Below are 26,033 nucleotides of genomic sequence, written 5' to 3'. Positions count from 1 at the left end.
ATTGGGGCGCGCTACGGCGGCCCCGAGCCCGTAGTTGAGGCTGAATCCATGAGCTGTGACTTCCTCGCCCTTGCCCAAGCGGGCGTGCAGAAACTTTCGCCCTACGTACCCGGCAAACCAGTGGATGAACTGGCCCGCGAGCTGGACCTGGACCCGGCCGGCATCGTCAAGCTGGCCAGTAACGAAAACCCGCTCGGCCCGAGCCCCAAGGCCCTCGAAGCCATCCGCAACGAACTGGCCGAGCTGACCCGCTACCCGGACGGCAATGGTTTCGAGCTCAAGCGCCGCCTGGCCGAGCGCTGCGGCGTGACCCCGGCGCAGGTCACCCTGGGCAACGGTTCCAACGACATTCTCGACCTGGTCGCCCGTGCCTACCTGGCACCGGGCCTGAATGCCGTGTTCAGCGAGCACGCCTTCGCCGTATACCCCATCGCCACCCAGGCCGTAGGAGCTGCCGGCAAGGTAGTTCCGGCCGAGGACTACGGCCATGACCTCCCAGCCATGCTGGCAGCCATCGACGCCAATACCCGCGTCGTGTTCATCGCCAACCCGAACAACCCCACCGGCACCTGGTTCGGTCCGGCGGCACTGGAAGAGTTCCTCGCCAAGGTCCCGGAGAACGTACTGGTCGTGCTGGACGAGGCCTACATCGAGTACGCCGAAGGCGAAGAGCTGCCCGATGGCCTGAACTACCTGGCCCGTTATCCGAACCTGCTGGTATCGCGTACCTTCTCCAAGGCCTACGGCCTGGCGGCGCTGCGCGTGGGCTACGGACTCTCCAGCGCCCAGGTGGCCGACGTGCTCAATCGCGTACGTCAGCCCTTCAACGTCAACAGCCTGGCCCTGGCCGCTGCCTGCGCCGCGCTGGATGACGCCGAATACCTGGCCGAGAGTCGCCGCATCAACGATGCCGGCATGCTCCAGCTGGAAGAGGGCTTCCGTGCGCTGGGTCTGACCTGGATTCCCTCCAAGGGCAACTTCATCGCCGTAGATTTCGGTCGCGACGCCGCTCCAATCAACCAGGGCATGTTGAGTGAAGGTGTGATCCTGCGCCCAGTGGCCGGTTACGGCATGCCCACTTTCCTGCGTGTCTCCATCGGCCTGCCGGCCGAGAACGCCCGTTGCCTGGAAGCACTGGCCAAGGTGCTCGGCCGTGGCTGATGTCATGACCGCGCAACAAGGCACCCCTATCTTCGGGCGCCTGGTGGTGATCGGCCTTGGCCTGATCGGTGGCTCCTTCTCCAAGGGGTTGCGCGAGAAGAACCTGTTCACCGAAGTGGTAGGGGTGGACAAGGACCACGAGTCCTGCCGCATCGCCGTCGAGACCGGCGTGGTCGACCGCTGCGAGAGTGACCTCGCTGTGGCCTGCCGCGGTGCCGATGTGATCCAGCTGGCCGTACCCATCCTCGCCATGGAAAAGCTCCTCGCCGAACTGGCCCAACTGGACCTGGGCAGCGCCATCCTGACCGACGTCGGCAGCGCCAAGGGCAATGTGGTGCGCGCGGCGCGCCGGGTCTTCGGTGGCATGCCGGCTCGCTTCGTGCCCGGTCACCCCATTGCCGGCTCGGAGAAGAGCGGGGTAGAGGCTGCCAATGCCAGCCTGTTCCGCCGCCACAAGGTCATCCTCACGCCGGTGGAAAACACCGATCCGTTCGCCCTGAAGTGCATCGACCAGCTCTGGCGGGCCCTGGGGGCGGACGTCGAACACATGGAGGTCGAGCATCACGATGAGGTGCTCGCCGCGACCAGCCACCTGCCGCACTTGCTGGCATTCGGTCTGGTCGACTCGCTGGCCAAGCGCAGCGAGAATCTGGAAATCTTCCGTTATGCCGCCGGTGGCTTCCGTGATTTCACGCGAATCGCCGGCAGCGACCCGGTGATGTGGCACGACATATTCCTCGCCAACCGCGACGCCGTGCTGCGCATCCTGGACGCATTTCGCGATGACCTCGGCGCCTTGCGCGGCGCGGTTGACGCAGGGGACGGGCATGAATTGCTGGGCGTGTTCACCCGCGCCCGCTTCGCCCGCGAGCATTTCAGTAAAATTCTGGCCCGCAGGGCCTATGTGGACGCCATGCACAATAACGATCTGATTTACCTGGCGCAGCCGGGTGGCAAACTCGCCGGCCGTGTTCGCGTTCCGGGCGACAAGTCCATTTCCCACCGTTCCATCATGCTCGGCTCCCTTGCCATCGGGACCACCGAGGTCGAAGGCTTCCTTGAGGGCGAAGACGCCCTGGCGACCCTGCAGGCCTTCCGCGATATGGGTGTGGTCATCGAAGGGCCGCACCACGGCCGCGTGACCATCCACGGTGTCGGCCTGCACGGCCTGAAGCCTCCGCCCGGCCCTCTGTACCTCGGCAACTCCGGTACTTCCATGCGCCTGCTCAGCGGCCTGCTGGCGGCCCAGCCGTTCGACACCACCCTGACCGGCGACGCCTCGCTGTCCAAGCGTCCGATGAACCGCGTGGCCAAGCCGCTGCGCGAAATGGGCGCGGTCATCGAGACTGGCGCTGAAGGCCGTCCGCCGTTGACCATTCGCGGTGGCCAGCGACTGTCCGGCATGAACTATGAAATGCCCATGGCCAGCGCCCAGGTCAAATCCTGCCTACTGCTCGCCGGCCTCTACGCCGCCGGTGAAACCGCCGTCACCGAACCCGCCCCCACCCGCGACCATACCGAGCGCATGCTGCAAGGCTTTGGTTACCCGGTGAAGGTGGACGGCAACACCGCAACCGTCGAGAGCGGCCACAAGCTCAGCGCGTCCCGTATCGAAGTGCCTGCCGACATCTCTTCCGCCGCCTTCTTCCTGGTGGCTGCGAGCATCGCCGAAGGCTCCGAACTGGTGCTGGAGCACGTTGGCATCAACCCGACCCGTACCGGCGTTATCGACATCCTCAAGCTGATGGGCGGCGACATCACCCTGGAGAACCAGCGTGAAGTGGGCGGCGAGCCTGTTGCTGACATCCGCGTGCGTGCGGCCAAGCTGAAGGGCATCGACATTCCCGAAGACCTGGTGCCACTGGCCATTGACGAGTTCCCGGTACTCTTCGTCGCCGCCGCCTGTGCCGAAGGCCGCACCGTGCTGCGTGGCGCGGAAGAGCTGCGCGTGAAGGAATCCGACCGCATCCAGGTCATGGCCGATGGCCTGCTGGCGCTGGGCGTGAAAGCCGAGCCGACTCCGGACGGCATCGTCATCGAAGGCGGCCCCATTGGCGGCGGCGAAGTCTGGAGCCATGGCGACCACCGTATCGCCATGTCCTTCAGCGTGGCTTCGCTGCGCGCCAGCGCGCCGATTCGCATCCATGACTGCGCCAACGTCGCCACCTCCTTCCCGAACTTCCTCGGCCTCGCGGCCCAGTCCGGCATCCGCGTAGCGGAAGAGGGCAAGGCATGAACGCCAACGTGCCCGTGATCGCCATCGACGGACCCAGCGGCTCCGGCAAGGGCACTGTCGCCGGCCTGCTGGCCAAGCGCCTGGGCTGGCGCCTGCTGGACTCCGGCGCGCTGTACCGTCTGCTGGCCTTCGCCGCGCGCAACCATGGCGTCGACCTGACCAACGAGGAATCCCTCAAGGTCCTGGCTGCGCACCTGGATGTGCAGTTCAATGCCAAGGCCGGTGGTGGCCAGAGCATCGTGCTGGAGGGTGAAGACGTCACCGACGTGATCCGCTCCGAGCAGGTCGGCGCTGGCGCCTCCCAGGTCGCCGCGTTGCCCGCCGTGCGCGAAGCCCTGCTGCAACGTCAGCGCGCCTTCCTCGAGGCGCCGGGCCTCGTGGCCGATGGTCGCGACATGGGCACCGTGGTGTTTCCGCAGGCACAGCTGAAGATATTCCTCACCGCCAGCGCCGAGGAGCGTGCCCGTCGCCGCTACCTGCAACTCAAGGGCAAAGGCATGGAGGCCGACCAGGTCGCCTTGCTGAAGGAAATCCAGGACCGCGACGAGCGCGACAGCCAGCGTTCCGTGGCGCCGCTGAAACCGGCCGTGGATGCGATCATCCTCGACTCCACCAGCCTCAGCATCGACGAAGTCCAGAACAAGATTCTCGAAGCCTTCTCCGCCCTCGGCCTGGACGACTGAGTCCCGACCGATACAGAAAAGCCGCAGTCACAGACTGCGGCTTTTTCGTTTGCGCGCCAGGGCGCGCCCTCACGTGTGACGAATGTCCCGGTCCTTGGTCTCGGGCAGGAACAGCGTGCCGAGAATGGCCGTCATCAGCGCGATGACGATGGGGTACCAGAGTCCGAAGTAGATATCCCCTGTGGCCGCCACCATGGCGAACGACACCGTGGGGAGGAATCCGCCGAACCAGCCGTTGCCAATGTGGTAGGGCAGCGACATCGAGGTGTAGCGGATGCGCGCCGGGAACAGCTCTACCAGCCAGGCGGCGATTGGGCCGTAAACCATGGTCACGTAGATCACCAGGATGGTCAGGAGCAGCAGTACCATCGCGTAGTTGGTCTTGGCAGGGTCGGCCTTCTCCGGGTAGCCGGCGTCTTTCAGGGCCGCGCCCATGGTGGCGGTGAAGGCGTCGTTTTGGGCCTTGAAATCGGCTGCTGGCATTCCGGTGCCTTCGAAGCTCGGAAGCACCTTGTCGCCGATGCGGATTTGCGCAACGGCGCCCGGCTCGGCCTTCTCGTTCTGGTAGGGGATGGCTTTCTTCGCCAGCAGGCTCTTGGCGATGTCGCAGGAGCTGGTGAATTTGGCCTTGCCTACCGGATCGAACTGGAAGGAGCACTGGTCGGGATCGGCGACCACGGTGACCGGGTTCTTCGCCTGCGCCGCGAACACGTCGGGGTTACCGTACTGGGTCAGCGCATGGAAGATCGGGAAGTAGGTCAGAGCCGCTATGACGCAACCCGCCATTATGATCTTCTTGCGGCCGATGCGATCCGACAGGCTGCCGAACAGGATGAAGAACGGCGTGCCGATGAGCAGCGATCCGGCGATCAGCAGGTTCGCCGTCTGCGGATCGATCTTCAGCATCTGCAGTAGGAAGAACAGCGCGTAGAACTGCCCTGTGTACCAGACAACGGCCTGCCCGGCGGTGCCGCCGAACAGTGACATGATCACCACCTTCAGGTTGTCCCAGCGAGCGAAGGACTCGGTCAGCGGTGCTTTGCAGGCCTTACCTTCAGCCTTCATCTTCATGAATATCGGCGACTCGCTGAGCTGCAGGCGGATGTACACCGAGATGATCAGCAGCAGGATCGACAGCAGGAACGGAATCCTCCAGCCCCAGGCCTCGAAGGCTTCGGTGCCGAGGATAGTGCGGCATGCGAGGATCACCAGCAGCGACAGGAACAGGCCCAGCGTCGCGGTGGTCTGGATCCAGGACGTGAAGAAGCCGCGCTTGCCCGGCGGCGCATGCTCCGCCACGTAGGTCGCCGCGCCACCGTACTCGCCACCCAGCGCCAGGCCCTGCAGCAGACGCAGCGTGATCAGGATGATCGGCGCCGCCACGCCGATGGTGGCGTAACCGGGCAAGAGGCCCACCACGGCAGTGGAGATGCCCATGATCACAATGGTGATGAGGAAGGTGTATTTGCGCCCGATCATGTCGCCCAATCGGCCAAACACTATGGCGCCGAAGGGGCGCACAGCGAAGCCCGCGGCGAAGGCGAGCAGGGCGAAGATGAAGGCTGTGGTTTCGTTCACGCCAGCGAAGAAGTGCTTCGCGATGATCGCGGCGAGCGAACCGTAGAGGTAGAAGTCGTACCACTCGAACACGGTACCCAGGGACGAGGCGAAGATGACCTTGCGCTCCTCCTTGGTTATCCCGCGGTTGGGCGTGCTGCCCGTGGATGTTTCGCCTATTGTCGCCATGAGTCTTCTCCGTCTTGTTCTTTTTGTAGGCCGGAGTATCCAAAACCGTTACCGCACTCAGGCCTTAGGACTGATGCCATCGGATTACGGATTGCGCAAAGCATGGAAACAGACTGACAACCTCACAGGACATGCGAGGTTCATGAGAAGAATAATCACCATCTCGCAGATATCCACTCGCAACCCTATCGAACTCGGGCACGAAACCGGTGCATCGCCAGAAGGACCTGCGCATTGCCAGCCGAAATACCGAATCCAGCTGGCACAGGGCTCATTGCAGATGACCCTTGAGGTTCGCTCGGTGTTCCCACAATTTTCGGACTTGATGCGACGCTGCGGCAGCGGCTCAGCCCAGGCCGGCGATGGCCAGGGCCAATTGCATGTCGCTCAGTGTGGATTGCGGATGCGTGTGCCGATAATGACGCAGCGCCTGCTCCAGCCGCGTGCCATGGATTCGCCTGCGGAAGCGACGTAAGCCAGGGCGTCGTCACGGGCTGCCTGGCAGGTACGCATGGGATGGCTGGTGGATTCACTGATGGCTACGGAGCCAACGCTGGAGGCAATGGTGAAGTGGTCGAACGAATTGCCTTGCCCGTCGATGGCCCACGCCTGGCCTGTGGCCAGGAGCGTGGTTATCGTCCGCGTGCATGCTCGCTTCAGGTAATGATCCCTATACCTGTGCGGTTTGCCGGGAGCCTGATGGAGGCGGCGCCTTATCCTTTAAATCCTTTCGCCACCAGATATACCTCCCGCGATCGCGGCCGCGACGCCTCTGGCTTGCGTATCACCACCTTCTCGAATGAAGTGCGAACGTCCTTCAGGAAAACGTCAGAGCCCTCACCCTGGAAGACCTTGACCACATAGTTTCCATTGGGCTTGAGCACCTGCCGGACCATGTCGAGGGTGAGTTCGACCAGGTACATCGAGGAGGCCTGGTCGGCGGCAGCGACGCCGCTGATATTGGGCGCTATGTCGGAGACGATCAGATCAGGCTGCCTGCCGCCGAGCTTGTCGAGAATCTGCTGGAACACGGCGTCGTCGGTAAAGTCGCCCTGTATGAAATCGACGTTCTCCAGCCCGTCCATCGGCAGAATGTCCGTGGCCAGTACCCGTCCCTTTTCGCCCACCAGACCCCCGGCCACCTGTGACCAGCCGCCGGGGGCGGAGCCAAGATCCATGACCAGCATGCCGGGGCGTATCAGCTTATCCTTCTCGTTCAGCTCAATCAGCTTGTAGCTGGAGCGGGAGCGCAAACCATCCTTCTGGGCCTGTTTGACGTAGGGATCGTTGACGTGTTCATCCAGCCAGCGACGGCTGCTTTTGGATCGTTTCATTTAAGGGCCAACCACGGAAAATCAATGTGAGGAGCGGACCAATGCCTGGGGCAGGGGGAGCTGTTGGTCGCAGAGCGGCGGCAATTATAAGCCGATAAAACTGCGCAGGTTTTATCCGCAGGGCGGGGGTGGGGCAGGGGCGATCAGTGCGGGCGCCTTCGGGAGCTTCATCAGGCCAAGCCTGACAGGGGAGGGTGGCGGCGGGTACAATTCGCCTCCTACTTCACCCCTCTTTTGCTTCCTTTGCCGGATTCACCGGCCAGGATTACCGCCATGATTCGCATCACCGAACTGTCTCTGCCCCTCGATCACTCCGCCGATGAGTTGCGCAAGGCCATCGTCAATCGCCTGAGTATCAGCGACGCCGACCTGCTGAACTTCACCGTATTCAAGCGCAGCTACGATGCCCGCAAGAAAAACAGCGTCATTCTGTTCATCTACATCATCGACCTGGAGGTTCGCGACGAGGCGGCGATTCTGGCGCGCCTGGCGGATGACCACAACGTACGCCCAGCCCCGGACACCCACTACTATCCAGTAGGGCAAGCACCGGCCAGCCTGAGCGAGCGGCCGCTGGTCGTGGGCTTTGGCCCCTGTGGGTTGTTCGCGGCGCTGTTGCTCGCGCAGATGGGGTTCAAACCCATTGTGCTGGAGCGCGGAAAGGACGTGCGACGCCGCACGAAGGATACCTGGGCACTGTGGCGCAAAAAGGTCCTGACCCCGGAATCCAACGTGCAATTCGGCGAGGGCGGCGCCGGCCTTTTCTCGGACGGCAAACTCTACAGCCAGATCAAGGACCCCAAGTTCTACGCCCGCAAGGTGATGTCCGAGTTCGTCCGCGCCGGTGCTCCGGACGAGATCATGTACGTGAGCAAGCCGCATATCGGCACCTTCCGTCTTACCGGCGTGGTATCTGCCATGCGCGAGGAGATCATCGCCCTCGGCGGCGAGGTGCGATTTGAAAGCAAAGTGACCGACCTGCTGATCAACGACGGCCAGCTCGAGGGCGTTGTTTTGGCCAGTGGTGAAACACTCCACAGCCGCCACGTTGTACTGGCGCTAGGTCATAGTTCCCGCGATACCTTCCGTATGTTGCACCGGCAGGGCGTGTTCATGGAGGCCAAGCCCTTCGCCGTGGGTTTCCGCATCGAACACCCGCAAGGCATGATCGACCAGGCTCGCCTGGGGAAATATGCCGGCCATCCGGAGCTCGGCGCCGCCGACTACAAGCTGGTGCATCACGCCAGGAATGGCCGTGCCGTCTACAGCTTCTGCATGTGCCCCGGCGGTACTGTGGTAGCGGCCACTTCCGAGCCGGAACGAGTCGTGACCAATGGTATGAGCCAGTACTCTCGCAACGAACGCAATGCGAATGCCGGCATAGTCGTCGGCATCAATCCGGAGCAGGATTTCCCAGGCGGTCCGCTGGCCGGAGTGGAGTTCCAGGAGCGCCTGGAATCCCGCGCCTATGAATTGGGTGGCAGCGATTACTGTGCGCCCGCGCAATTGGTGGGGGACTTCATTCGCGGAGTGCCGTCGGCCGAGTTTGGCGAGGTGGAGCCTTCCTACAAACCCGGCGTACGGCTGGGCGATCTTGCGCCCTCGCTGCCGGACTATGCGATCGAGGCCATCCGTGAGGCGCTACCGGCATTTGGCAAGCAGATTCGCGGCTTTGATCGCGATGACGCGGTGCTCACCGGTATCGAGACCCGCACCTCATCCCCGGTCCGTATCACCCGCGACAACGAGACATTGCAGAGCCTCAACCTGCGAGGCCTGTATCCGGCCGGTGAAGGCGCCGGTTATGCCGGTGGCATTTTGTCGGCGGGCGTGGATGGCATCAAAGTCGCCGAAGCGGTGGTCAAATCGCTTCTGTCTCAGACCGAAGCGCAGAGCGACTGAGCAACGGATAGATGAAACTCGACGACATCAAGAAACTCCACCAGAAAAAATACCGGGCCGAGTTCGGTTATTTTCTGGTGGAGGGCGAACACCTGTTGCTGGAGTTACAAAAAGCGGCCTTGCAGAACCCGCTGCTACAGCGCAGTCAGCTGTATGTAACTGGCGCCTACGAGCACTGGCAAAGCCCGTTTGAAACCCATGTGATCAACGACCGCCAGATGGCTCACATCGCCGATACCCAGACACCGCAGGGAATAATTGCGCTGGTGCCAATGCCGGCGAAAGCCGCGCCGGTTTCTGCTCCCAGTCAGAACGAACGCGCCATTTACCTGCATGAAATTCAGGACCCGGGCAATCTCGGCACCATCCTGCGTACGCTGGCGTGGTTCGGTAATTTTCGCTGCCTGCTCAGTCCCGGTAGCGTCGATCCGTACAATCCCAAAGTCGTGCGCTCCAGCATGGGCGCCATTTTTCATGCGCCCATGGAACTGGATGTGGAACTGGACTCCTTGCGTACGCGCTTCGAGCGCATTGCCTGCCTGGATATGAATGGCGACAGCTTGCAATCCGCCAGTTTCAAGACGTTCGATTGTTATCTGTTCGGCAACGAAGCACGTGGCGTGCCCCGCGAGCAACTGATCGCGCTCAACGCCCAGCCTTTTACGATTCCCGGCTGTGGCGCCATCGAATCGCTGAACCTGGCCGCAACGGTCAATATGTGTGCGTACGAGTTGAACAGATAGCGGATCAAGGAACCGTTCTCTCGAAGCGCTTCGTGAAGCAGTGACGAGGGATACAGTTTCCGCAAAAGGACGGGCCCCTTGGGCCCGTTCTTGTTTGTCGTGATTGTGTGATTGGCCGGTCGACTAAATCGACTGCGCCGCTCGCGCATTCACCTCGACCGCCGGCTCCACATCGATCGCCTCCATGCTCAGATGCGCTGTCTCCCGGAGCAGGAACGAGCACACCGCCACCATCGTCAGCCCCATAAGCCGCCACCCCGAACGGGCTGCCCGTTGCAATCAGGATGGCCGTCGCGAGGCTGGACGCCGTGCCACCGCCGAAGGCCGCGCCGATCTGGTAGGCGGCGGACATGCCGGGCCCAGAAGAAGCGCGCCTTCGAGGACGAGATCGATCGCGAACCTGGCGTGACGCCGCTCAAGCAGTGGAAGCTCTAGCTGGCAGGTGCGGCTCGTCGGGGCGCAGGGAGAGTCGCCTGTCGCGCTCTAGGCCCGGAGCTTCATCCGAGGCTGGGTCCAGCCGCGCGGGTTCGCAGTGCGTGGTGAGTGCGGCGTGCAACCTGCATAATCCGCGCATCGCCCGAGCTGGCTGCGGCATGCAGTCAGCGCTTCCCGAACGAGGTTTATCCATGAATGAGCACATCGCGCCGGTGGCGCTGGACCGCGCCTATCGCGTGCTGAATCACGGCCCGACCGTGCTGGTTTCCGCCAGTCATGGCGGCGTCGAGAATGTCATGGCCGCCGCCTGGTCCTGTGCCCTGGACTTCTCGCCGCCGAAGGTGACCGTGGTGCTGGACAAGGCCACCCGCACTCGCTCACTGGTGGAGAGCAGCGGCCTCTTTGCCCTGCAGGTACCCAACCTCAGCCAGCTCGAACTGACCTACAAGGTAGGAACCCGCAGCCTCGACGAGGCACCGGACAAGCTCGCGCAGTGCGACGTGGAGCTGTTCCGCATGGACGGTTTCGATGTGCCGCTGGTAGCCGGCAGCTCCGCCTGGCTGATCTGCAAGCTGATTCCCGAACCCCACAACCAGCAGACCTACGACCTGTTCATCGGCGAGGTGGTGGGCGCCTGGGCCGACACCCGTGTATTCAGGGATGGTCATTGGCAGTTCGAGACGGCCGCGCCCCACTGGCGCAGTCTGCACTACATCGCCGGCGGTCACTTCTATGCCATAGGCGAGGCGGCGGTGGTGAAGGACGTCTGAACGGCCCCTTGTGGGGAGGCGTCACTCACAAGTAAACGGGGGAGCTCGGCGCAAGCTGGCAAATCGTGGCCCGGATGAACATGTAGGAGCGAGCTTGCTCGCGAACAGTCCGAGCAAGATCTTTTGCGAGCAAGAACTCGGCGTCCCCCTCGCTCCTGCAGAAAGTAAATTTCGAGTTATCACCGGCAGCGCCGATGACGCATGGCCACGCCCTACCTGGCAAAGAGCTGGCCGATATCCTTGAAGGCCTTGAACTCCAGGGCATTGCCGCACGGGTCGAAGAGAAACATGGTGGCCTGCTCGCCCACCTGACCCTTGAAGCGGATGTAGGGCTCGATCACTAAGCGGGTACCGAGGGATTCCAGGCGCTCGGCCAAGGCTTCCCACTGTGACCATTCCAGCACCACGCCGAAATGCGGCACGGGCACGTCGTGGCCGTCCACCGCGTTGGTGTGGGCGTGGTGCTGCGAATCGGTCTTCGGATGCTCGTGGATCACCAGTTGGTGACCGAAGAAGTTGAAGTCCACCCATTGGCTGCTGGAGCGGCCTTCTTCAAGGCCGAACACCTCGCCATAGAAGGCACGGGCTGCGGCAAGGTCGTATACGGGAATGGCCAGGTGGAAAGGAGAAAGGCTCATCGAAAACTCCGGCGGCTCGTCATTGGAGGCTTCAATGTTCGATTCGAATCTGCTGGGGCGAAAGCGAATTGCTCCTTCGCTCAGCCAAAAGGATTCTTATGCTCGCAGCTTGCTCTTGAGATTGTTGGCCATTTCTTCCACGTAACTGTGGGCTGATGGATGGATGACCTTGCGGAACAGCTCGACCTGCGGCAGCGCCTTGTTGGCGTAGCGGCACACCAGCACGATTTCCCGTGTGAAGGCCAGTTCGCCGAGGGGATGCACCCGCGCTGTGGTACCGCCGCGGGACCAGATGCCGGCGAAGGGAATGATGGCCACGCCCAGCCCGGTTTCCACCATGCGTACGATGGCGTCCAGGTCATCCAGTTCCATCACCTGGTTCACCTGCAGCTTGCGGTCCTTGAGGAACCTGCCCACCAGGCGCCCGCCGAACGACTTGCTGTCGTAGCGAATGAAGGGGTGGCGTACGAGCGTCTGGGCGATGCAGTCGACCTGGGTGCCCGGCGGGTGGATCAGTACGAAGGGCTCCTCCAGCACGCTTTCCATGTGCATTTCCTTGGCGAGCGGGAAGGGCGGCTTGATGATCAGTGCCAGGTCCAGGTCGCCGGCCTCGACCTGGCCTACCAGGTCGAGTGAAACGCCGGGAATCAGCCTGGCCTCCATCAGCGGTGCGGCTTCCTTGAGGCGTCTGAGCGTCTCCGGCAGGACGCCGGTCTGCACCGTGCCGATAGCGCCGATGTTCAGCGCACCTCGATAACCCTCCAGGGTTTCCGGCAGGCACATTCGCGCATACAGCTCCAGCATTTCCTCTGCCAGCGGCAGCACTCGCTGCCCATTGGCGTTGAGGCTGACCGACTTGGCTGTGCGATCGAACAGTTGCATGCCGAGCGCATCTTCCAGGCTCTTCATCTGCGCACTGACCGCCGCCTGGGTCAGGCTGACCCGCCGCGCCGCGGCAGAAAAACTGCCAAGCCCGGCCACCGCCACGAATGTCCTGAGTTCTCTGATCACCGCAGGCTACCTACCCTGGAACTGGTGCGGTCATGCTACCGAAGATGCAGGCGTGTGCAGGGTGAAAAGCGTTTTTCTTTCCGCCATTTTCGAGTGGAAGCGACCTTGATCGCGAACGAATTCGCTCCCACGAAGCAGGTGGTGATCGTTGGGCTTCGCTGCGCTCTGACCAACCTACGGAGTGTCATGAGTTTTTTGCGCCAGGCGCTCACGGCAGAAGTCGACGAACAGCTGCGCCGGCTTGGTCAATTGGCCGCGCTTGAGGCGGGCGGCTACCAGGCCGGAGGTGGCGACGGGTTCGGTGATATCGACAGTGACCACCTTCTTGCCGTCGTAGGTGCATTCCGAATGGGGGCGGGTGACCAGCAGGGAGAAGCCGAAGCCCTGGCCGACCATGCCGCGCACCATCTCGATCGACGGCGAGCTGAAGACGATGTTGGGTGTCAGGCCCAGCTCGTGGAACAGGCTGACGAAGTAGGTTCGGCTCGGCTGCACGTCCAGCAGGATCATCGGCTCCAGGCAGAGGTCGCGCAGAGAGACTTGGGCTTGCTTGGCGAAGCGGTGGTTCTCTGGCAGCAGGGCATACGGCTTCTGCGGCGGCATCAGCGGTTCGGTGGCGATGGTGCTGTCCAGGTCGTGTTCGTAGAGGAAGGCAAGGTCGAAGGTGCCGGCAGTCAGGCCTTGCACCAGCTCCTGCTGCTCCCCGTCGCGGATGCGGATGTCGACGCCGGGATACTGCTCACGAAACCCGGCGATGAGCTGGGGCAGGTAGAGCGGGGCGACGGTCTCGAAACAGCCGATGTCGATCTGTCCGGCGACGATGTCGTTGTCGGCCAGGGCGTTCTGTTCGAACTCGCGAGCCACACGCAGCAGCTCCTGGGCCTTTTCGTAGAAACGCGTGCCGCTTGGCGTCAGGGACACGCCCTGGGCGTGATGGCGGATGAACAGCTGTACGCCGAAGCTTTCTTCCAGGCCCTTGATGGCGGTGGAGATGGACGGCTGGGCGATGTACAGCTTGCGCGAAGCTTCGGCCACGCTGCCAGCTTCCACGGTCGTCACGAAATACTTGAGTTGTCGCAAGGTATAGGTAGCCACGGGCACCTCTGCTTGTTGGCCGCCTGCGCGCGTGCGGGTGGCTCTTTGTGCTTGTCGTTGTGGGGTGAACATTACCCCAGGCAGCACCTGCGAGGCCGCATGGGCTGCCGAGTTTTTTCATATGACTCGAGCATATTTTTAATAATTTTCCTCTGCCGGAAGCTGGCGCACCATCTGCCTCGACCCGAAAAACAACATGACCGCGAAGACGGTCGATCTGGGAGTGCAGCGTGTTCGATCTCGGCTATTGGCAGCAAAAGGCTGCCCGGCAAGCATTCAACGACAAGGCGCTGATCGGTGGCCGGCAGGTGGCCGCTGCTTCCGGTGCCACCTTCGACTCGATCAACCCGGCCACCAACCAACTGCTGGCCCGTGTCGCCGCCTGTGGCGAGGCCGAGGTGGATCTGGCGGTCAGCACTGCACGCCGCGCCTTCAACGAAGGCGCCTGGGCGCGCATGGCCCCGGCAGAACGCAAGAAGGTGCTGCTGCGTCTCTCCGAGCTGATGCTGAACCACCGTGAAGAACTGGCCCTGCTGGATTCCCTGAACATGGGCAAGCCGGTGATGGACGCCTACAACATCGACGTACCGGGCGCCGCGCACGTGTTTACCTGGTACGGCGAGGCCCTGGACAAGCTCTACGACCAGGTCGCGCCTACCGCGCCGAATGCCCTGGCCACCATCACCCGCGAAGCGCTGGGCGTGGTCGCCGCCGTGGTGCCCTGGAACTTCCCCCTCGACATGGCTGCCTGGAAGCTGGCCCCGGCCCTGGCCGCCGGTAACAGCGTAGTACTGAAACCCGCCGAGCAGTCGCCGTTCTCCGCCCTGCGCCTGGCTGAGCTGGCGCTGGAGGCCGGACTGCCGGAAGGCGTGCTGAACGTGGTGCCGGGTCTGGGCGAGAGCGCTGGCAAGGCCCTTGGCCTGCACCCGGATGTGGATTGCCTGGTGTTCACCGGCTCCACCCAGGTGGGCAAGTACTTCATGCAGTACTCGGCCCAGTCCAACCTCAAGCAGGTCTGGCTGGAATGCGGCGGCAAGAGCCCGAACCTGATCTTCGAGGATTGCCGCGACCTGGACCTGGCCGCCGAGAAGGCCGCCTTCGGCATCTTCTTCAACCAGGGCGAGGTCTGCTCGGCCAACTCGCGGCTCTACGTGCAACGTTCCATTCGCGACGAGTTCATCGAGCGCCTTTTGGCCAAGGCCCGCGACTGGATGCCCGGCGATCCGCTGGACCCGGCCAGCCGTGCCGGCGCTATCGTCGATGCCGGGCAGACCGCGCGCATCATGGCCTTCATCGAAGGGGCGCAAGGGGAGGGGGCACAACTGCTCGCCGGTGGCCGTCGCCTGACTTTCAACGGCTCCAGCAACTTCGTCGAACCGACCGTCTTCGCCGACGTGCACAGCGACATGCAGCTGGCCCGGGAAGAAGTGTTCGGCCCGGTGCTGGCCGTCAGTACCTTCGATACCGAGGAAGAGGCACTGCGCCTGGCCAATGACAGCATCTACGGCCTGGCTGCTTCGGTGTGGAGCGATGACTTGCATCGCGCTCACAGAGTCGCCCGCGCACTCAAGGCGGGAACGGTGTCGGTGAACACGGTGGACGCTCTGGACGTCACCGTACCCTTCGGCGGCGGCAAGCAGTCCGGTTTCGGCCGCGACCTTTCGCTGCATTCCTTCGACAAGTACAGCCAACTGAAGACCACCTGGTTCCAGCTGCGCTGAGGTCGCCCTGACGACCCGGCCGCGTGCTCCTACGGTGCGCGGCCGTCCACAACAAGAAATCCAATCCCGTGCGTGGTGCACGCATGGGCTCTGGCCTCCTGGCCACGACTGCCTCAGCAACTGACCACAACTTACAAGTAGTGAGGGAGTTTCCATGCTCAAGTCCTTCCCGTGCATCCGTGCCACCCTCGGTTTCGCCCTGCTGGCCACTGCCAGCGTGCCGGCCCTGGCCCAATCCTCCAGCCTTACCGTGATTTCCTTCGGTGGCGCCACCAAGGCCGCTCAGGATGCGGCCTATTTCAAACCCTTCGAACAGAGCGGCGCCGGCAAGGTGGTGGCCGGTGAGTACAACGGCGAGCTGTCCAAGGTGAAGGCCATGGTGGACATCGGCCAGGTCACCTGGGACGTGGTGGAAGTGGAAAGCCCCGAACTGCTGCGCGGTTGCGAAGAGGGCTTGTTCGAACGCATGGACCCGGCCGTGCTCGGCGAATCCGCCAGCTACATGCCCGGCACTGTCAGCGAGTGCGGGGTGGCCAGCTACGTCTGGTCCATGGTGCTGGCCTACAACTCCGACAAGCTGGCCAGTGCACCCAGCTCCTGGGCGGACTTCTGGGACACCCAGCGCTTCCCCGGCAAGCGTGGCCTGCGCAAGGGCGCCAAGTACACCCTGGAAGCGGCGCTGCTGGCCGACGGGGTGAAGCGCGAAGACCTCTACAAGGTGCTGGAAACCCCGGACGGGGTCGCGCGTGCCTTCCGCAAACTGGATGAAATCAAGCCGCACATCCAGTGGTGGGAAGCCGGTGCCCAGCCGCCGCAATGGCTGGTGGCTGGCGATGTGGTGATGTCCGCTGCCTACAACGGCCGCATCGCCGCCGCCCAGAAAGAAGGCTCGAAGCTCGCCATTGTCTGGAACGGCAACCTCTACGACCCGGACCACTGGGCCATCGTACGCGGCAGCCCGAACAAGGCGCTTGCCGAACGCTTCATCGCCTTCGCCAGCCAGGCGCAGACGCAGCAGGTCTTCTCCAGCCAGATCCCCTACGGCCCGGTCCACAAGGACGCCCTGGCCGCCTTGCCCGCCGCCACCCAGGCGCAGTTGCCCACCGCGCCGGCCAACCTGGCCGAGGCGCAATTGGTCAGCGCGGAGTTCTGGGTCAACCACGGCGAGGAACTGGAGGAGCGCTTCAACGCCTGGGCGGCACGTTGAACATTGCGCCCCGCAGACGCCGGAAGTGCGGCGAGCGGGCGGGGCGTAACTGGCGGGGCCGGACCTTACCGCGCCCTGCACTACCAGCGCTCGTCGGTGGTTACGGCCGGGCGGGCCAATAACAAGTACAAGATCGGGAGAATGTCATGAGTGCAAGTGTGTCCGTTCCTGCCCATGGGCAGGTCGAAGAGGGTGGATTCCGCCGCGTGCTAGGCCTTGGCGCGCTATTGGCGGTGGCCATCGGCCTGGTGGTGTCCCAGGGGGTGATGGTGCTGATGCTGCAGGGCGCCGGTTTCTCCGGGTTGGGCTTCATCGTCCCGCTGGGGCTGGCCTACCTTCTGGCCCTGAGTTACGCGTTTTCCTTCTCAGAGCTGTCGCTGATGATTCCCCGTGCCGGCGGCCTTTCCAGCTACACCGAGGTTGCCCTCGGGCATTTTCCGGCCATCCTGGCGACCTTCTCCGGCTATGTGGTGGTGGCGATGTTCGCCTTGTCGGCCGAACTGCTGCTGCTCGACCTGATCGTCGGCAAGGTCTATCCGGGTGTGTTCCCGCCCTTCAGCGTGGCCTTCGGCGTTCTTGGCCTGTTCACCGTGCTCAACCTGATGGGCATCGACATCTTCGCCAAGCTGCAAACCGCCCTGGCGGTGGTGATGGTGATCGTGTTGCTGGTGCTGGGCCTGGCCGCCGTCGTTGAAGGCGCGCCCACCGAAACCGCCAGCACCGTGCTGCACGGCGACTGGAACCCCATGGGAGCGGGTGTGCTGACCCTTACCGCACTGGCCGTGTGGGGCTTCGTCGGCGCAGAGTTCGTCTGCCCGCTGGTGGAGGAAACCAAGCGTCCAGAGCGCAACATCCCGCGTTCGATGATCATCGGCCTGACCGTCATCTTCATCACCATTGCGCTCTACTGCCTGGGTGCACTGTTCATGGTGCCCACCGAGGCCCTGACCACCGACGCGCTGCCGCATTACCTGTTCGCCACCACGGTGTTCGGCAAGGCGGGTGAAGTGTTCCTGGTGATCGCCGCGGTCACCGCCACCTGCAGCACCCTGAACACCTCGCTGGCGGCCATCCCGCGCATGCTCTATGGCATGGCGCAGAACGGCCAGGCTTTCCCGCAGTTCAAGCTGCTCAGCCCGCGCGCCCGCACGCCTTGGGTGGCAGTACTGTTCGTGGCCGCCATTACCGGCCTGCCGATTCTGGTCATGGGCCAGGATGCCGCCTCCATCAACCTGCTGCTGCTCGCCGCGGCCCTGGCCTGGCTGCTGGCCTACATCATCGTGCATCTGGATGTGATCGCCCTGCGTCGCCGTTACCCGGCTATCGCCCGCCCCTTCAGCACGCCGTTTTACCCGCTGCCGCAGCTGTTCGGCATCGTGGGCATGCTTTACGCCATCTGGTATGCCTCGCCGAGCCCGGACATGACCGGCAAGATTTTCGGCATTGCCGGTGTGGTGCTGGCGCTGGTGTCGATGATTGCCGTGGTCTGGATCAAGGTCGTGATGCGCAAGGACCTGTTCCGCCCTGAACCGCTGGAGCAGACCCAGTGATACGTCGCGACTGAACGCAGGGTCGGGCGACATGCAGTTCGTCGCCCGGATACCTGTCCGCCTGCCCGGCACCCGGCCGGGCATCGGGCGCCTGGGCGCTCGGCGGGCAGGGCAGCTTTTTCATATAGCGCGAAGACAAATTTAGTATTTTCGCTGCCCATCGGCTTCGGCCAGCATCGGTATCACTGAATACCGGGACGAGGAGACCCTTAACAATGAACGCTCAATTCCAGGCCCAACGCGAAACCCGTGACTACCAGGCAGCAGATGCGGCCCACCACATCCATGCCTTCCTCGACCAGAAGGCGCTGAACGCCGAAGGGCCGCGGGTGATCGTTGGCGGTGAGCGCCTCCACCTCTGGGACAACGACGGCAAGCGTTACCTCGACGGCATGTCCGGCTTGTGGTGCACCAACCTCGGCTACGGCCGCAAGGATCTCACCGCAGCCGCTACCCGCCAGCTGGAGCAACTGCCCTACTACAACATGTTCTTCCACACCACCCACCCGGCGGTGGTGGAACTGTCCGAGCTGCTCTTCAGCCTGCTGCCGGGCCACTACAGTCACGCCATCTACACCAACTCCGGTTCGGAAGCGAACGAGGTGCTGATCCGCACCGTGCGCCGCTACTGGCAGATCCTCGGCAAGCCCGAGAAGAAGATCATGATCGGCCGCTGGAACGGCTACCACGGCTCCACCCTGGGCGCCACGGCCCTGGGCGGGATGAAGTTCATGCACGAAATGGGCGGCATGCTGCCGGACATCGCGCACATCGACGAGCCTTACTACTTCGCCAACGGCGGCGACCTGACGCCGGAAGAGTTCGGCCTGCGTGCCGCGCGTCAGCTGGAGGAGAAAATCCTCGAGCTGGGCGCCGACAAGGTGGCCGCTTTCGTCGCCGAACCCTTCCAGGGTGCGGGTGGCATGATCTTCCCGCCGGAAACCTACTGGCCGGAAATCCAGCGCATCTGCCGCAAGTACGACGTGCTGCTGTGCGCCGATGAAGTGATCGGTGGCTTTGGCCGCACCGGCGAGTGGTTCGCCCACCAGCACTTCGGCTTCGAGCCGGACACCCTGTCCATCGCCAAGGGCCTGACCTCCGGCTACATCCCCATGGGCGGCCTGATCCTCAGCAAACGCATGGCCGAGGTCCTGGTGGAGCAGGGCGGTGTGTTCGCCCACGGCCTGACCTACTCAGGGCATCCGGTGGCGGCGGCGGTGGCCATCGCCAACCTCAAGGCGCTGCGTGATGAAGGCGTGGTCGCCCAGGTGAAGGCTGACACCGGCCCGTACCTGCAACAGTGCCTGCGCGAAGTGTTCGGCAACCACCCGCTGGTGGGGGATATCCAGGGCGCCGGTCTGGTTGCTGCCCTGCAGTTCGCCGAAGACAAGGCCACTCGCAAGCGCTTCGCCAATGAGAACGACATCGCCTGGCGCTGCCGCACCATTGGCTTCGAGGAAGGGCTGATCATCCGCTCCACCCTCGGCCGCATGATTATGGCGCCGGCCCTCGTGGCCACTCGCAGCGAGATCGACGAGCTGGTGAGCAAGACGAAAATCGCGGTGGATCGCACCGCGCAGGAGCTGGGACGTCTCTGACGCCCACTAAGGAGCGCCGGCGACCAGGGCCGGCGGTCCTCTACCACAGCTGCTAGGCAGTGTTACGGCGCTCGGGATTGCTGCCCGCGCGCCGTTTTTTTTTGGAGCAGGGCCACTCCGTAGCGGCGATATCATTTAGGCCGTGGTCATGCGTCACCCGCTCAACCAGTGAAGACCCTGCGAGGTGCGGAAGTCGCCAGGGAGGGTGGGCGTTGCGGGTAGGTTGCGCTGTGCCCACCAGCGATGTCGTGCCGAATCTTTGGCCAGTTCTCTCGTTGCCTTCCTGCGGCCTGCCTGGAGATTCAAATCCCCGTACAAGCCTGACTCGATGCAAAACCGGTTCGATCATCGACCGCCTCATCACCTGCCACCAACCTGGCCGGACCGCTCCAATTCCCCCGCCATCCCCATCCCAGAAGCCCTGCGCGCCCGGGTTGTCGTACCGGTGCCCATTGTTCGCGAACCGCGAACACTCATATCGCTGAAAGCGGCATTGTTGGTGCGCCGAGCCTTTTGTAGCTTGACCTTGCCGTACGAGCCGCGCCGCATTGCGGGGTGGCTTCGGCAGGACACGCTGGGCTGCCTCCCATTGCATGTCGCTGCCGACGGACACAGGCAAACGTATAACAACAAGGTCAATGCCATGCGTGCCCACTCACCTCGCGTCCAATCGATTCCGTATGAAGCCCATCTCCCCGCCGCCTCCCTGCGAGCGCGACACGGGGTTCCATTGCGTGTCCATCTGGCCGCACACCTGCGCGGCGCCTAGCTGATGGCCGGCCCAGGCGGAGTTTCATCGCCCACCGGCTGACGCCGTTTCCACAGCCCGATCCACAGCAGATGCCCCATCGAGCGACCCACGAGGTTGCGCGAGCGGGAGACGTTTGTCCCAAAAACAAGAACTCCAGCAGGAACGTCCAGAATGCGCGTCAACAACAGCCGGGTTACTCCCGTGGCGCTGAGCACGCTGGTGCTCGGTAGCGGTCTCCTCTCCACTTGGGATGCCCAGGCATCGGGCATCCCCTTTGCGGGTAACCGACCGCAGAGCTTCCAGTTCAGCTCGGACTTCACCGAGCCTTACGATTCCTTCGGCCAGTACGTGCAGTGGAACGACGACAGCAAGCGCTTCGACGACCACGGCGACAAGGTCAAGGGCAGCGGCACCGATACCTATGTCGGCCTCTCCTCGCTGCTGCACTACTGGAAGGTCGATGGGTTGCCGAACAACGGCTTCATCGCCAGCGTCACCGTGCCGGAAGTGGCGGTACGCGGTAATGGCGTACGTGTCAGCGGCCTGGGCGATCCCCTGGTCGGCGGGCTGGTCTGGTACAACCCGACGCCCCTGCGCACCCTGGGCGCCCAGGCCTATGTGCAGTTGCCTGTCGGCGCTGACTCGGTCAGCAGCGACACGTATTCCTTCTGGCCCTCGCTGTTCTACAACGAGTGGTTTGGCAAGGTGAACATCGACCTTCTGGTCGGCGGAATCCTCCGTGGCGATGGCCCCCATGGCACCGAACCGGGCGACACCTTCCACGCCAACCTGCGCCTTGGCTACAACGTGATCGACCGGCCCACGTACCAGGTCACGCCCTTCTTCAGCTATGACCACCAGAAGACCTGGGAATCCGACGACCGCTCCGGACAGGCTATTCCCTACTCGGAATCCGATGAGACCGCCCTGGGCGCCGGCGTGCTGTTCCAGCTCAAGCCCGGCATCCAGAGCCTCTACGCGCAGAAGATGTGGGACCAGGTGTCCCTGCATTACTCCAGGGGCGTAGAGGGCAAGAACACCGCCGTCACCGACGGCCTGTTCCTGCAGCTCTGGCACTACTGGTAACCCGCCCGTACCCATCCCCTCCGTTCACCCCGGCGTCCCCGATGGATCGCCGGGGCCTTCAATCCACCTGGAGAGTCGACCATGAACGACGAACAACAGAAGCTCGCCACGTCGCGACGCAACTTCATCAAGGCCGCTGGTGCCGGTACTGCCGCCATGGCACTGGGTGGCCTGGTGGCCGGCAAGGCCGGTGCCGCCGAACAGCCGTTCGACAGCGAACACGACATCGTGGTCTGTGGCGGGGGAGGCGGCGGCCTGCCCACCGCACTGTTCGCCCGCTGGCTGGGCAATGACGTGGTCATCCTGGAAAAGGCCGCGAGTCCGGGTGGAACCGCCGCCAAGGCCGCGTTCTGGTACTGGGTGCCGAACAACAAGGCCATGCGCGACGCCGGCATGAGCGATCCCAAGCCTGATTTCCTCCGTTACGTGGCGCGTCTGACCCGGCCGCAGTCCTACGACCCCGCGTTGCCCAAGCTGGGCTTGAGTGACTGGGAATACGAAATGTGCGAGGCAATCTACGACAGCGCTTCGCCCGCTGCCGAATTGCTGGCAGAGAAGGATGCGTTGCCGTATCGCCACTGCGCCGACGTGCCGGACTACTGGTGCGAAATTCCCGAGGACAAGGCGCCCAAGGGCCGCGTGCTGGTGCCGCGTGATGCGCGCCCGAGCATGTCCGACGGTGGTCGCGTGGCGATTCGCACGCTGACCGCCGCCGCCCGCCGCGATGGTGTGGCGATTCGCACCGGGCAGCGCGTGGTGAAGGTCATCACCAACGACCAGGGCGCCGCCATTGGCGTGGAAGTGGAGACCGAGGAAGGCACTCGACTGCGGGTGCGTGCCCGCAAGGCCGTGATCTTTGCCAGTGGCGGCTTCACCCACGATCCGGAAATGCGCCGCAACTTCCTCTACGCCCCGGTATACGGCGGTTGCGCCACCCTGACCAACGAAGGTGACTTCATCCGTATCGCCAGTGATCTGGGTGTGCAGCTGCGCAACATGAATTACGCCTGGCACTGCCCGATTCTGCTGGAGAAGGCCGTGGCCAAGGATGGCTCCATGTCCGGCATCTTCACCATGACCGGTGATTCCATGCTGATGGTGAACAAGTACGGCAAGCGCGTGGTGAACGAGAAGACCGTTTACAACGAACTGGTGCCGAGCTTCTTCCAATGGGATGGGAACAAGGCCGAGTACCCCAACCTGGTCATGCTCTCCATCTGGGACCAACGCGCCCAGACCTACTGCGCCAGCGACGAATACGGCTCACCGATCGTGCCGGCAGGGGGCAACGACCGCCACGTGATCAAGGGGGACACCCTGGAAGGGCTGGCTCGCGCCATCAGTGAACGCCTGGAGAAATACCACTCCGAAACCGGTGGGATGAAGCTCTCGGCAGACTTCCTCGACAACCTGAAGGCCAGCATTGCGCGCTTCAACGACCTGGCCAGCAGCGGCAAGGACACCGACTTCCAGCGTGGCGAGCTGGCGGTAGAGCAGCTCTTCAACGGCAGCGTGAAACCGGGCGAGACCCGCCGCAACCCCACGATGCACCCGCTGGCGGGGGAGGGCCCTTACTACGCAGCCCTCATTACCGGCGGCAACCTGGATACCAAGGGCGGCCCCAAGACCAACTCCCACGGCCAGGTGCTGGACAGCGCCAACCAGCCCATCCCCGGGCTCTACGGCGTTGGTAACTGCGTGGCATCGGCATCCGGACGGGCCTACTGGGCAGGCGGCGCGACCCTCGGACCGATCCTGGCCTTCGCCTACCGGGCCGCGAACCAGGCTCACCTCGAACCCCGCAAGGCATGACCGGCCTGATCCATCACTCGCGAGGCAAAGACGATGCGAAACCTTCTTGAAACCGGACTGACCTTGGCCCTTCTGCTCGCCGCAAGTGGTGCGGCGCAGGCCGACGACCAGGCGATCGCCGAAAAACTGGCCACCAATCATTGTGCGGTTTGCCACACCTTCAAGCAGGGTGAACCCCATGGGCAGGGACCGAACCTGTTCGGACTGCTCGGCCGCAAGGCCGCCAGCGCCCCCGGCTTCACCTATTCGGACGGCTTCCGCCAGGCCATGGCGGACAAGACCTGGGACGACCAACTGCTCGACGCCTGGCTGACCGATACCCAGACCGTCGCGCCGGGCAACGCCATGACCTATTTCCAGGACGATCCTGCCAAGCGCGCCCGGATCATCCAGTACGTCCAGTCCCTGCACTGATCCCATTACCCAACCGGAAGAGATTCATGCTCAGCACACAGACCATGACTGACGAGCAGCGCAAATCGGTTGCGCTGGAATACCTGAAGGCTTTCGACAACGGCGGCATCACGTCCACTGGCGGCAGCATCCTCGACCTGTTCGCCGAGGATGCCCAGGTGTTGTTCCCCAAGTGGGGGCTGGCCACCGGCCGCGACCAGATCGGCAAGATGTTCGGTGACCTCGGTAGCCGTCTGAAGTCCATTACCCATGACTACTCGCACTTCAACTGGATCTTCTCCGGCAGCGACCTGGTGGTCTGCGAAGGCACCAGCTACGGCGAGCACGTCGATGGCCCCTGGAGAGCCGGCGTGCCCAGCTGGGGTGCCGGGTACTGGTGCGACGTGTTCGAGATCCGCGACTGGAAGATCCAGCGCTGCTTCATCTATCTCGACCCGGACTACGGCGGCCGCGATGCCGCGCGTTATCCCTGGCTGAACCAGTGACGAAAAGGGCGGGCTTCTTCCTTGAAGCCCGCCCCCTGGAACCACTGACCCCCTTTTGAGGAGCCACCCCATGGGCATCACCGACTGGAAGCATTGGCTGGTCATCATCATCGTCGCCGTACTGCTGTTCGGCACCAAACGCCTCAAGACCCTCGGCCCGGACCTGGGAGAGACCATCAAGGGCTTTCGCCGCGCCATGGCGCCCACAGAAAGGGATGCTTCGTCCATCGACCAGGAATCGGCACAGCCATCAGCGCCAGTGGTTGCAAGTGCTCCAGAGGTTTCAGCGACTACACGAAACCTTTGAAACCTCCCGGAAGGACCGGGTGACGAACGGTGGGAAAGCTCATATTGCGCATGTAATATTATGAGTGTAATTTAAGTTCACCGCTCGATCACGAGCACCTTTCCCGGAGACAGAACCATGAGCGAACAGAAGCACCAAGGCGTTGCCCTGATCACAGGCGCGTCCACTGGCATCGGCGCCACCTATGCCAAGCGCCTGGCCGAACGGGGCCATGACCTGCTGCTGGTCGCCCGTGACCAGGGTCGCCTGGAAGAGCTGGCCGCCAAGCTGCGCGAAACCGCTGGAGTGAAGGTGGAAGTGCTGAAGGCCGACCTGACCGACAGGTCCGACCTGACCCGCGTAGCGCATCGCCTTCGCAGCGATGTCGCCATCAGCGTGCTGGTGAACAACGCCGGCGTGGCCGTCAGTGGCAGCCTGCTGGACACCGACCTCGACCGCTTCGACGCCATGATCCAGCTCAACGTGGTAGCCGTGACCCACCTGGCCGCCGCCGCTGCCGCCAACTTCGTCGCCCAGGGGCGCGGCACCATCATCAACATCGCCTCGGTACTGGCGCTGGCACCGGAAATGTTCAATGGCACCTACAGCGGCACCAAGGCATTCGTGCTCAACCTCAGCCAGTCTCTGAATGCGGAAGTCAAAGACAAGGGCGTTCGCGTGCAGGTGGTGCTGCCGGGTGCGACTCGTACCGAGATATGGGAGCGTTCGGGCACCGGTATCGAGAACATCCCGCAGGAAATCCTCATGGACGTGGGCGAAATGGTCGACGCCGCGCTGGCAGGCCTGGAACAGGGCGAGCTGGTAACCATTCCCTCGCTGCCGGACAAGGAGGACTGGGACCGCTTCACTGCAGCCCGCTTCCACATGGCACCGAATCTGTCGCGGTCGAAGGCAGCTGATCGCTACAAGGCCTGATCGGCTCAAGACGGCAAAAGGCCGGGCACATGCCCGGCCTTTTGTTTCGCGAATGAATTCGCTCCTGCATATCAGGCAAATACGAAGTACTTGCGCACCGTTTCCACCACTTCCCAGGTGCCCTTCATGCCCGGCTCGATCACGAATACGTCGCCGGCTTTCAGGTGCTTTGGTTCCTCGCCTTCGGGGGTGATGATGCAGTAGCCGTCCAGGAAGTGGCAGTACTCCCATTTCTCGTAGTTCACCTCGAACTTGCCGGGGGTGCAGATCCAGGTGCCCATGATCTTGCTGCCGTCCTGGGAGAGGTAGGCGTTGAGGTTCACGGTGTGCGGGTCGCCGCCGATACGCTTCCATTTGGTCGCGTCGAGGACGGGGGTAGGGCAGGTTTCGCGCAGAACGGTGATGAAGTCGGACATTTCAGTTCCAAACGATC

The 26,033-nt window shown here is 63.4% G+C and carries 24 protein-coding genes and 1 pseudogene; 16 read left to right on the top strand and 9 right to left on the bottom strand.

Annotation, left to right across the window (positions count from 1 at the left end; all coding sequences use genetic code 11):
- Nucleotides 1-48 precede the first annotated feature (48 nt).
- Genes hisC through cmk form a run of 3 tightly spaced genes read left to right on the top strand, consistent with a single transcriptional unit; the run spans nucleotide 49 to nucleotide 4,080 of the window.
- Nucleotides 49-1,161, top strand: coding sequence for a histidinol-phosphate transaminase (hisC, locus tag SA496_RS17115; RefSeq protein ID WP_330114188.1), 1,113 nt, complete (start codon nucleotides 49-51; stop codon nucleotides 1,159-1,161).
- 4 nt (nucleotides 1,162-1,165) lie between these two features.
- Nucleotides 1,166-3,397: a bifunctional prephenate dehydrogenase/3-phosphoshikimate 1-carboxyvinyltransferase gene (locus tag SA496_RS17110; RefSeq protein WP_330115651.1), complete on the top strand. Its 2,232-nt coding sequence runs from the start codon at nucleotides 1,166-1,168 to the stop codon at nucleotides 3,395-3,397.
- Nucleotides 3,394-4,080, top strand: coding sequence for a (d)CMP kinase (gene cmk / locus SA496_RS17105; protein WP_120650019.1), 687 nt, complete (start codon nucleotides 3,394-3,396; stop codon nucleotides 4,078-4,080). The genes SA496_RS17110 and cmk overlap by 4 nt, the downstream gene beginning before the upstream one ends.
- Nucleotides 4,081-4,149: 69 nt before the next feature.
- On the opposite strand, the gene SA496_RS17100 is transcribed toward cmk, so the two are convergent.
- From SA496_RS17100 to rlmE, 4 genes are all read right to left on the bottom strand, one after another.
- Nucleotides 4,150-5,826: an MFS transporter gene (locus SA496_RS17100; protein ID WP_120650020.1), complete on the bottom strand. Its 1,677-nt coding sequence runs from the start codon at nucleotides 5,824-5,826 to the stop codon at nucleotides 4,150-4,152.
- A 346-nt stretch (nucleotides 5,827-6,172) separates the two neighbouring features.
- On the bottom strand, nucleotides 6,173-6,253 hold the full coding sequence (locus tag SA496_RS17095; RefSeq protein ID WP_256661060.1) for a DUF2388 domain-containing protein: 81 nt from the start codon (nucleotides 6,251-6,253) through the stop codon (nucleotides 6,173-6,175).
- Nucleotides 6,214-6,339 (bottom strand): hypothetical protein, encoded by a 126-nt coding sequence (locus SA496_RS17090; protein ID WP_330114187.1) that lies wholly within the window; start codon nucleotides 6,337-6,339, stop codon nucleotides 6,214-6,216. Before SA496_RS17090 ends, SA496_RS17095 begins: the two co-directional genes overlap by 40 nt.
- Nucleotides 6,340-6,539: 200 nt before the next feature.
- Entirely contained in the window at nucleotides 6,540-7,160 is a 621-nt protein-coding gene (gene rlmE, locus SA496_RS17085) for a 23S rRNA (uridine(2552)-2'-O)-methyltransferase RlmE (protein ID WP_330114186.1), read from the bottom strand.
- Nucleotides 7,161-7,433: 273 nt separating this feature from the next.
- Here rlmE and SA496_RS17080 point away from each other — a divergent pair, with 273 nt between their 5' ends.
- Nucleotides 7,434-9,062, top strand: a complete 1,629-nt coding sequence (locus tag SA496_RS17080; protein ID WP_330114185.1) for an NAD(P)/FAD-dependent oxidoreductase — start codon at nucleotides 7,434-7,436, stop codon at nucleotides 9,060-9,062.
- Nucleotides 9,063-9,073: 11 nt separating this feature from the next.
- Nucleotides 9,074-9,805, top strand: a complete 732-nt coding sequence (locus SA496_RS17075) for a TrmH family RNA methyltransferase (protein WP_330114184.1) — start codon at nucleotides 9,074-9,076, stop codon at nucleotides 9,803-9,805.
- A gap of 123 nt (nucleotides 9,806-9,928) precedes the next feature.
- Here SA496_RS17075 and SA496_RS29290 read toward each other — a convergent pair.
- Nucleotides 9,929-10,160: pseudogene (locus SA496_RS29290) on the bottom strand (MFS transporter); the annotation flags it as partial.
- Nucleotides 10,161-10,431: 271 nt separating this feature from the next.
- Here SA496_RS29290 and SA496_RS17070 point away from each other — a divergent pair.
- Nucleotides 10,432-11,010 carry a flavin reductase family protein gene (locus SA496_RS17070; protein WP_153917448.1) on the top strand — a complete coding sequence of 193 codons (579 nt, stop codon included), beginning with the start codon at nucleotides 10,432-10,434 and terminating at the stop codon, nucleotides 11,008-11,010.
- Nucleotides 11,011-11,222: 212 nt separating this feature from the next.
- On the opposite strand, the gene SA496_RS17065 is transcribed toward SA496_RS17070, so the two are convergent.
- The 3 genes from SA496_RS17065 to SA496_RS17055 all read right to left on the bottom strand — a co-directional run bounded on the left by SA496_RS17065 (nucleotide 11,223) and on the right by SA496_RS17055 (nucleotide 13,754).
- Entirely contained in the window at nucleotides 11,223-11,648 is a 426-nt protein-coding gene (locus SA496_RS17065) for a VOC family protein (RefSeq protein ID WP_330114183.1), read from the bottom strand.
- 96 nt (nucleotides 11,649-11,744) lie between these two features.
- Complete coding sequence (locus SA496_RS17060) at nucleotides 11,745-12,659, bottom strand: LysR family transcriptional regulator (RefSeq protein ID WP_330114182.1); 915 nt, start codon at nucleotides 12,657-12,659, stop codon at nucleotides 11,745-11,747.
- 174 nt (nucleotides 12,660-12,833) lie between these two features.
- Nucleotides 12,834-13,754, bottom strand: coding sequence for a LysR family transcriptional regulator (locus SA496_RS17055; RefSeq protein WP_120650027.1), 921 nt, complete (start codon nucleotides 13,752-13,754; stop codon nucleotides 12,834-12,836).
- A 230-nt stretch (nucleotides 13,755-13,984) separates the two neighbouring features.
- On the opposite strand from SA496_RS17055, the gene SA496_RS17050 reads away from it, so the two are divergent.
- The 10 genes from SA496_RS17050 to SA496_RS17005 all read left to right on the top strand — a co-directional run bounded on the left by SA496_RS17050 (nucleotide 13,985) and on the right by SA496_RS17005 (nucleotide 25,600).
- Nucleotides 13,985-15,475 (top strand): aldehyde dehydrogenase, encoded by a 1,491-nt coding sequence (locus SA496_RS17050; protein ID WP_330114181.1) that lies wholly within the window; start codon nucleotides 13,985-13,987, stop codon nucleotides 15,473-15,475.
- Nucleotides 15,476-15,629: 154 nt separating this feature from the next.
- Entirely contained in the window at nucleotides 15,630-16,682 is a 1,053-nt protein-coding gene (locus tag SA496_RS17045) for an ABC transporter substrate-binding protein (RefSeq protein WP_120650029.1), read from the top strand.
- Between the two features lie 146 nt (nucleotides 16,683-16,828).
- Nucleotides 16,829-18,232 carry an APC family permease gene (locus tag SA496_RS17040; RefSeq protein WP_330114180.1) on the top strand — a complete coding sequence of 468 codons (1,404 nt, stop codon included), beginning with the start codon at nucleotides 16,829-16,831 and terminating at the stop codon, nucleotides 18,230-18,232.
- Between the two features lie 215 nt (nucleotides 18,233-18,447).
- Nucleotides 18,448-19,830: an aspartate aminotransferase family protein gene (locus SA496_RS17035; protein WP_120650031.1), complete on the top strand. Its 1,383-nt coding sequence runs from the start codon at nucleotides 18,448-18,450 to the stop codon at nucleotides 19,828-19,830.
- Between the two features lie 922 nt (nucleotides 19,831-20,752).
- Entirely contained in the window at nucleotides 20,753-21,667 is a 915-nt protein-coding gene (locus SA496_RS17030) for a transporter (protein WP_330114179.1), read from the top strand.
- 81 nt (nucleotides 21,668-21,748) lie between these two features.
- A complete protein-coding gene (locus SA496_RS17025; protein WP_330114178.1) occupies nucleotides 21,749-23,479 on the top strand; it encodes an FAD-dependent oxidoreductase in 1,731 nt (576 codons plus the stop codon).
- A gap of 33 nt (nucleotides 23,480-23,512) precedes the next feature.
- Complete coding sequence (locus tag SA496_RS17020; protein ID WP_153917455.1) at nucleotides 23,513-23,893, top strand: c-type cytochrome; 381 nt, start codon at nucleotides 23,513-23,515, stop codon at nucleotides 23,891-23,893.
- A 26-nt stretch (nucleotides 23,894-23,919) separates the two neighbouring features.
- Entirely contained in the window at nucleotides 23,920-24,378 is a 459-nt protein-coding gene (locus SA496_RS17015; RefSeq protein WP_120650035.1) for a nuclear transport factor 2 family protein, read from the top strand.
- Nucleotides 24,379-24,448: 70 nt separating this feature from the next.
- Nucleotides 24,449-24,685: a twin-arginine translocase TatA/TatE family subunit gene (gene tatA / locus SA496_RS17010; RefSeq protein WP_120650036.1), complete on the top strand. Its 237-nt coding sequence runs from the start codon at nucleotides 24,449-24,451 to the stop codon at nucleotides 24,683-24,685.
- Between the two features lie 117 nt (nucleotides 24,686-24,802).
- The gene (locus SA496_RS17005) at nucleotides 24,803-25,600 is read left to right on the top strand and encodes an SDR family NAD(P)-dependent oxidoreductase (protein ID WP_153917457.1); all 798 of its coding nucleotides are present in this window, start codon (nucleotides 24,803-24,805) and stop codon (nucleotides 25,598-25,600) included.
- A gap of 71 nt (nucleotides 25,601-25,671) precedes the next feature.
- On the opposite strand, the gene SA496_RS17000 is transcribed toward SA496_RS17005, so the two are convergent.
- Nucleotides 25,672-26,016 (bottom strand): cupin domain-containing protein, encoded by a 345-nt coding sequence (locus SA496_RS17000; protein ID WP_077523605.1) that lies wholly within the window; start codon nucleotides 26,014-26,016, stop codon nucleotides 25,672-25,674.
- Between the last annotated feature and the right edge of the window lie 17 nt (nucleotides 26,017-26,033).

Source organism: Pseudomonas sp. JS3066, from assembly GCF_036328175.1.
In the GTDB taxonomy this organism is placed as follows: domain Bacteria; phylum Pseudomonadota; class Gammaproteobacteria; order Pseudomonadales; family Pseudomonadaceae; genus Metapseudomonas.
This window is presented reverse-complemented; position numbering and strand designations above follow the sequence as displayed.

Excerpts from the sequence above, each read along its gene's own strand:
- SA496_RS17090 (WP_330114187.1), bottom strand. The coding sequence starts at position 6,339 with ATGCGTACCTGCCAGGCAGCCCGTGACGACGCCCTGGCTTACGTCGCT.
- SA496_RS17075 (WP_330114184.1), top strand. The coding sequence starts at position 9,074 with ATGAAACTCGACGACATCAAGAAACTCCACCAGAAAAAATACCGGGCC.
- SA496_RS17110 (WP_330115651.1), top strand. The coding sequence starts at position 1,166 with ATGACCGCGCAACAAGGCACCCCTATCTTCGGGCGCCTGGTGGTGATC.
- SA496_RS17015 (WP_120650035.1), top strand. The coding sequence starts at position 23,920 with ATGCTCAGCACACAGACCATGACTGACGAGCAGCGCAAATCGGTTGCG.
- cmk (WP_120650019.1), top strand. The coding sequence starts at position 3,394 with ATGAACGCCAACGTGCCCGTGATCGCCATCGACGGACCCAGCGGCTCC.
- SA496_RS17000 (WP_077523605.1), bottom strand. The coding sequence starts at position 26,016 with ATGTCCGACTTCATCACCGTTCTGCGCGAAACCTGCCCTACCCCCGTC.
- SA496_RS17030 (WP_330114179.1), top strand. The coding sequence starts at position 20,753 with ATGCGCGTCAACAACAGCCGGGTTACTCCCGTGGCGCTGAGCACGCTG.
- SA496_RS17035 (WP_120650031.1), top strand. The coding sequence starts at position 18,448 with ATGAACGCTCAATTCCAGGCCCAACGCGAAACCCGTGACTACCAGGCA.
- rlmE (WP_330114186.1), bottom strand. The coding sequence starts at position 7,160 with ATGAAACGATCCAAAAGCAGCCGTCGCTGGCTGGATGAACACGTCAAC.
- SA496_RS17005 (WP_153917457.1), top strand. The coding sequence starts at position 24,803 with ATGAGCGAACAGAAGCACCAAGGCGTTGCCCTGATCACAGGCGCGTCC.
- SA496_RS17045 (WP_120650029.1), top strand. The coding sequence starts at position 15,630 with ATGCTCAAGTCCTTCCCGTGCATCCGTGCCACCCTCGGTTTCGCCCTG.
- SA496_RS17020 (WP_153917455.1), top strand. The coding sequence starts at position 23,513 with ATGCGAAACCTTCTTGAAACCGGACTGACCTTGGCCCTTCTGCTCGCC.
- SA496_RS17065 (WP_330114183.1), bottom strand. The coding sequence starts at position 11,648 with ATGAGCCTTTCTCCTTTCCACCTGGCCATTCCCGTATACGACCTTGCC.
- SA496_RS17040 (WP_330114180.1), top strand. The coding sequence starts at position 16,829 with ATGAGTGCAAGTGTGTCCGTTCCTGCCCATGGGCAGGTCGAAGAGGGT.
- tatA (WP_120650036.1), top strand. The coding sequence starts at position 24,449 with ATGGGCATCACCGACTGGAAGCATTGGCTGGTCATCATCATCGTCGCC.
- SA496_RS17070 (WP_153917448.1), top strand. The coding sequence starts at position 10,432 with ATGAATGAGCACATCGCGCCGGTGGCGCTGGACCGCGCCTATCGCGTG.
- SA496_RS17025 (WP_330114178.1), top strand. The coding sequence starts at position 21,749 with ATGAACGACGAACAACAGAAGCTCGCCACGTCGCGACGCAACTTCATC.
- SA496_RS17100 (WP_120650020.1), bottom strand. The coding sequence starts at position 5,826 with ATGGCGACAATAGGCGAAACATCCACGGGCAGCACGCCCAACCGCGGG.
- SA496_RS17080 (WP_330114185.1), top strand. The coding sequence starts at position 7,434 with ATGATTCGCATCACCGAACTGTCTCTGCCCCTCGATCACTCCGCCGAT.
- hisC (WP_330114188.1), top strand. The coding sequence starts at position 49 with ATGAGCTGTGACTTCCTCGCCCTTGCCCAAGCGGGCGTGCAGAAACTT.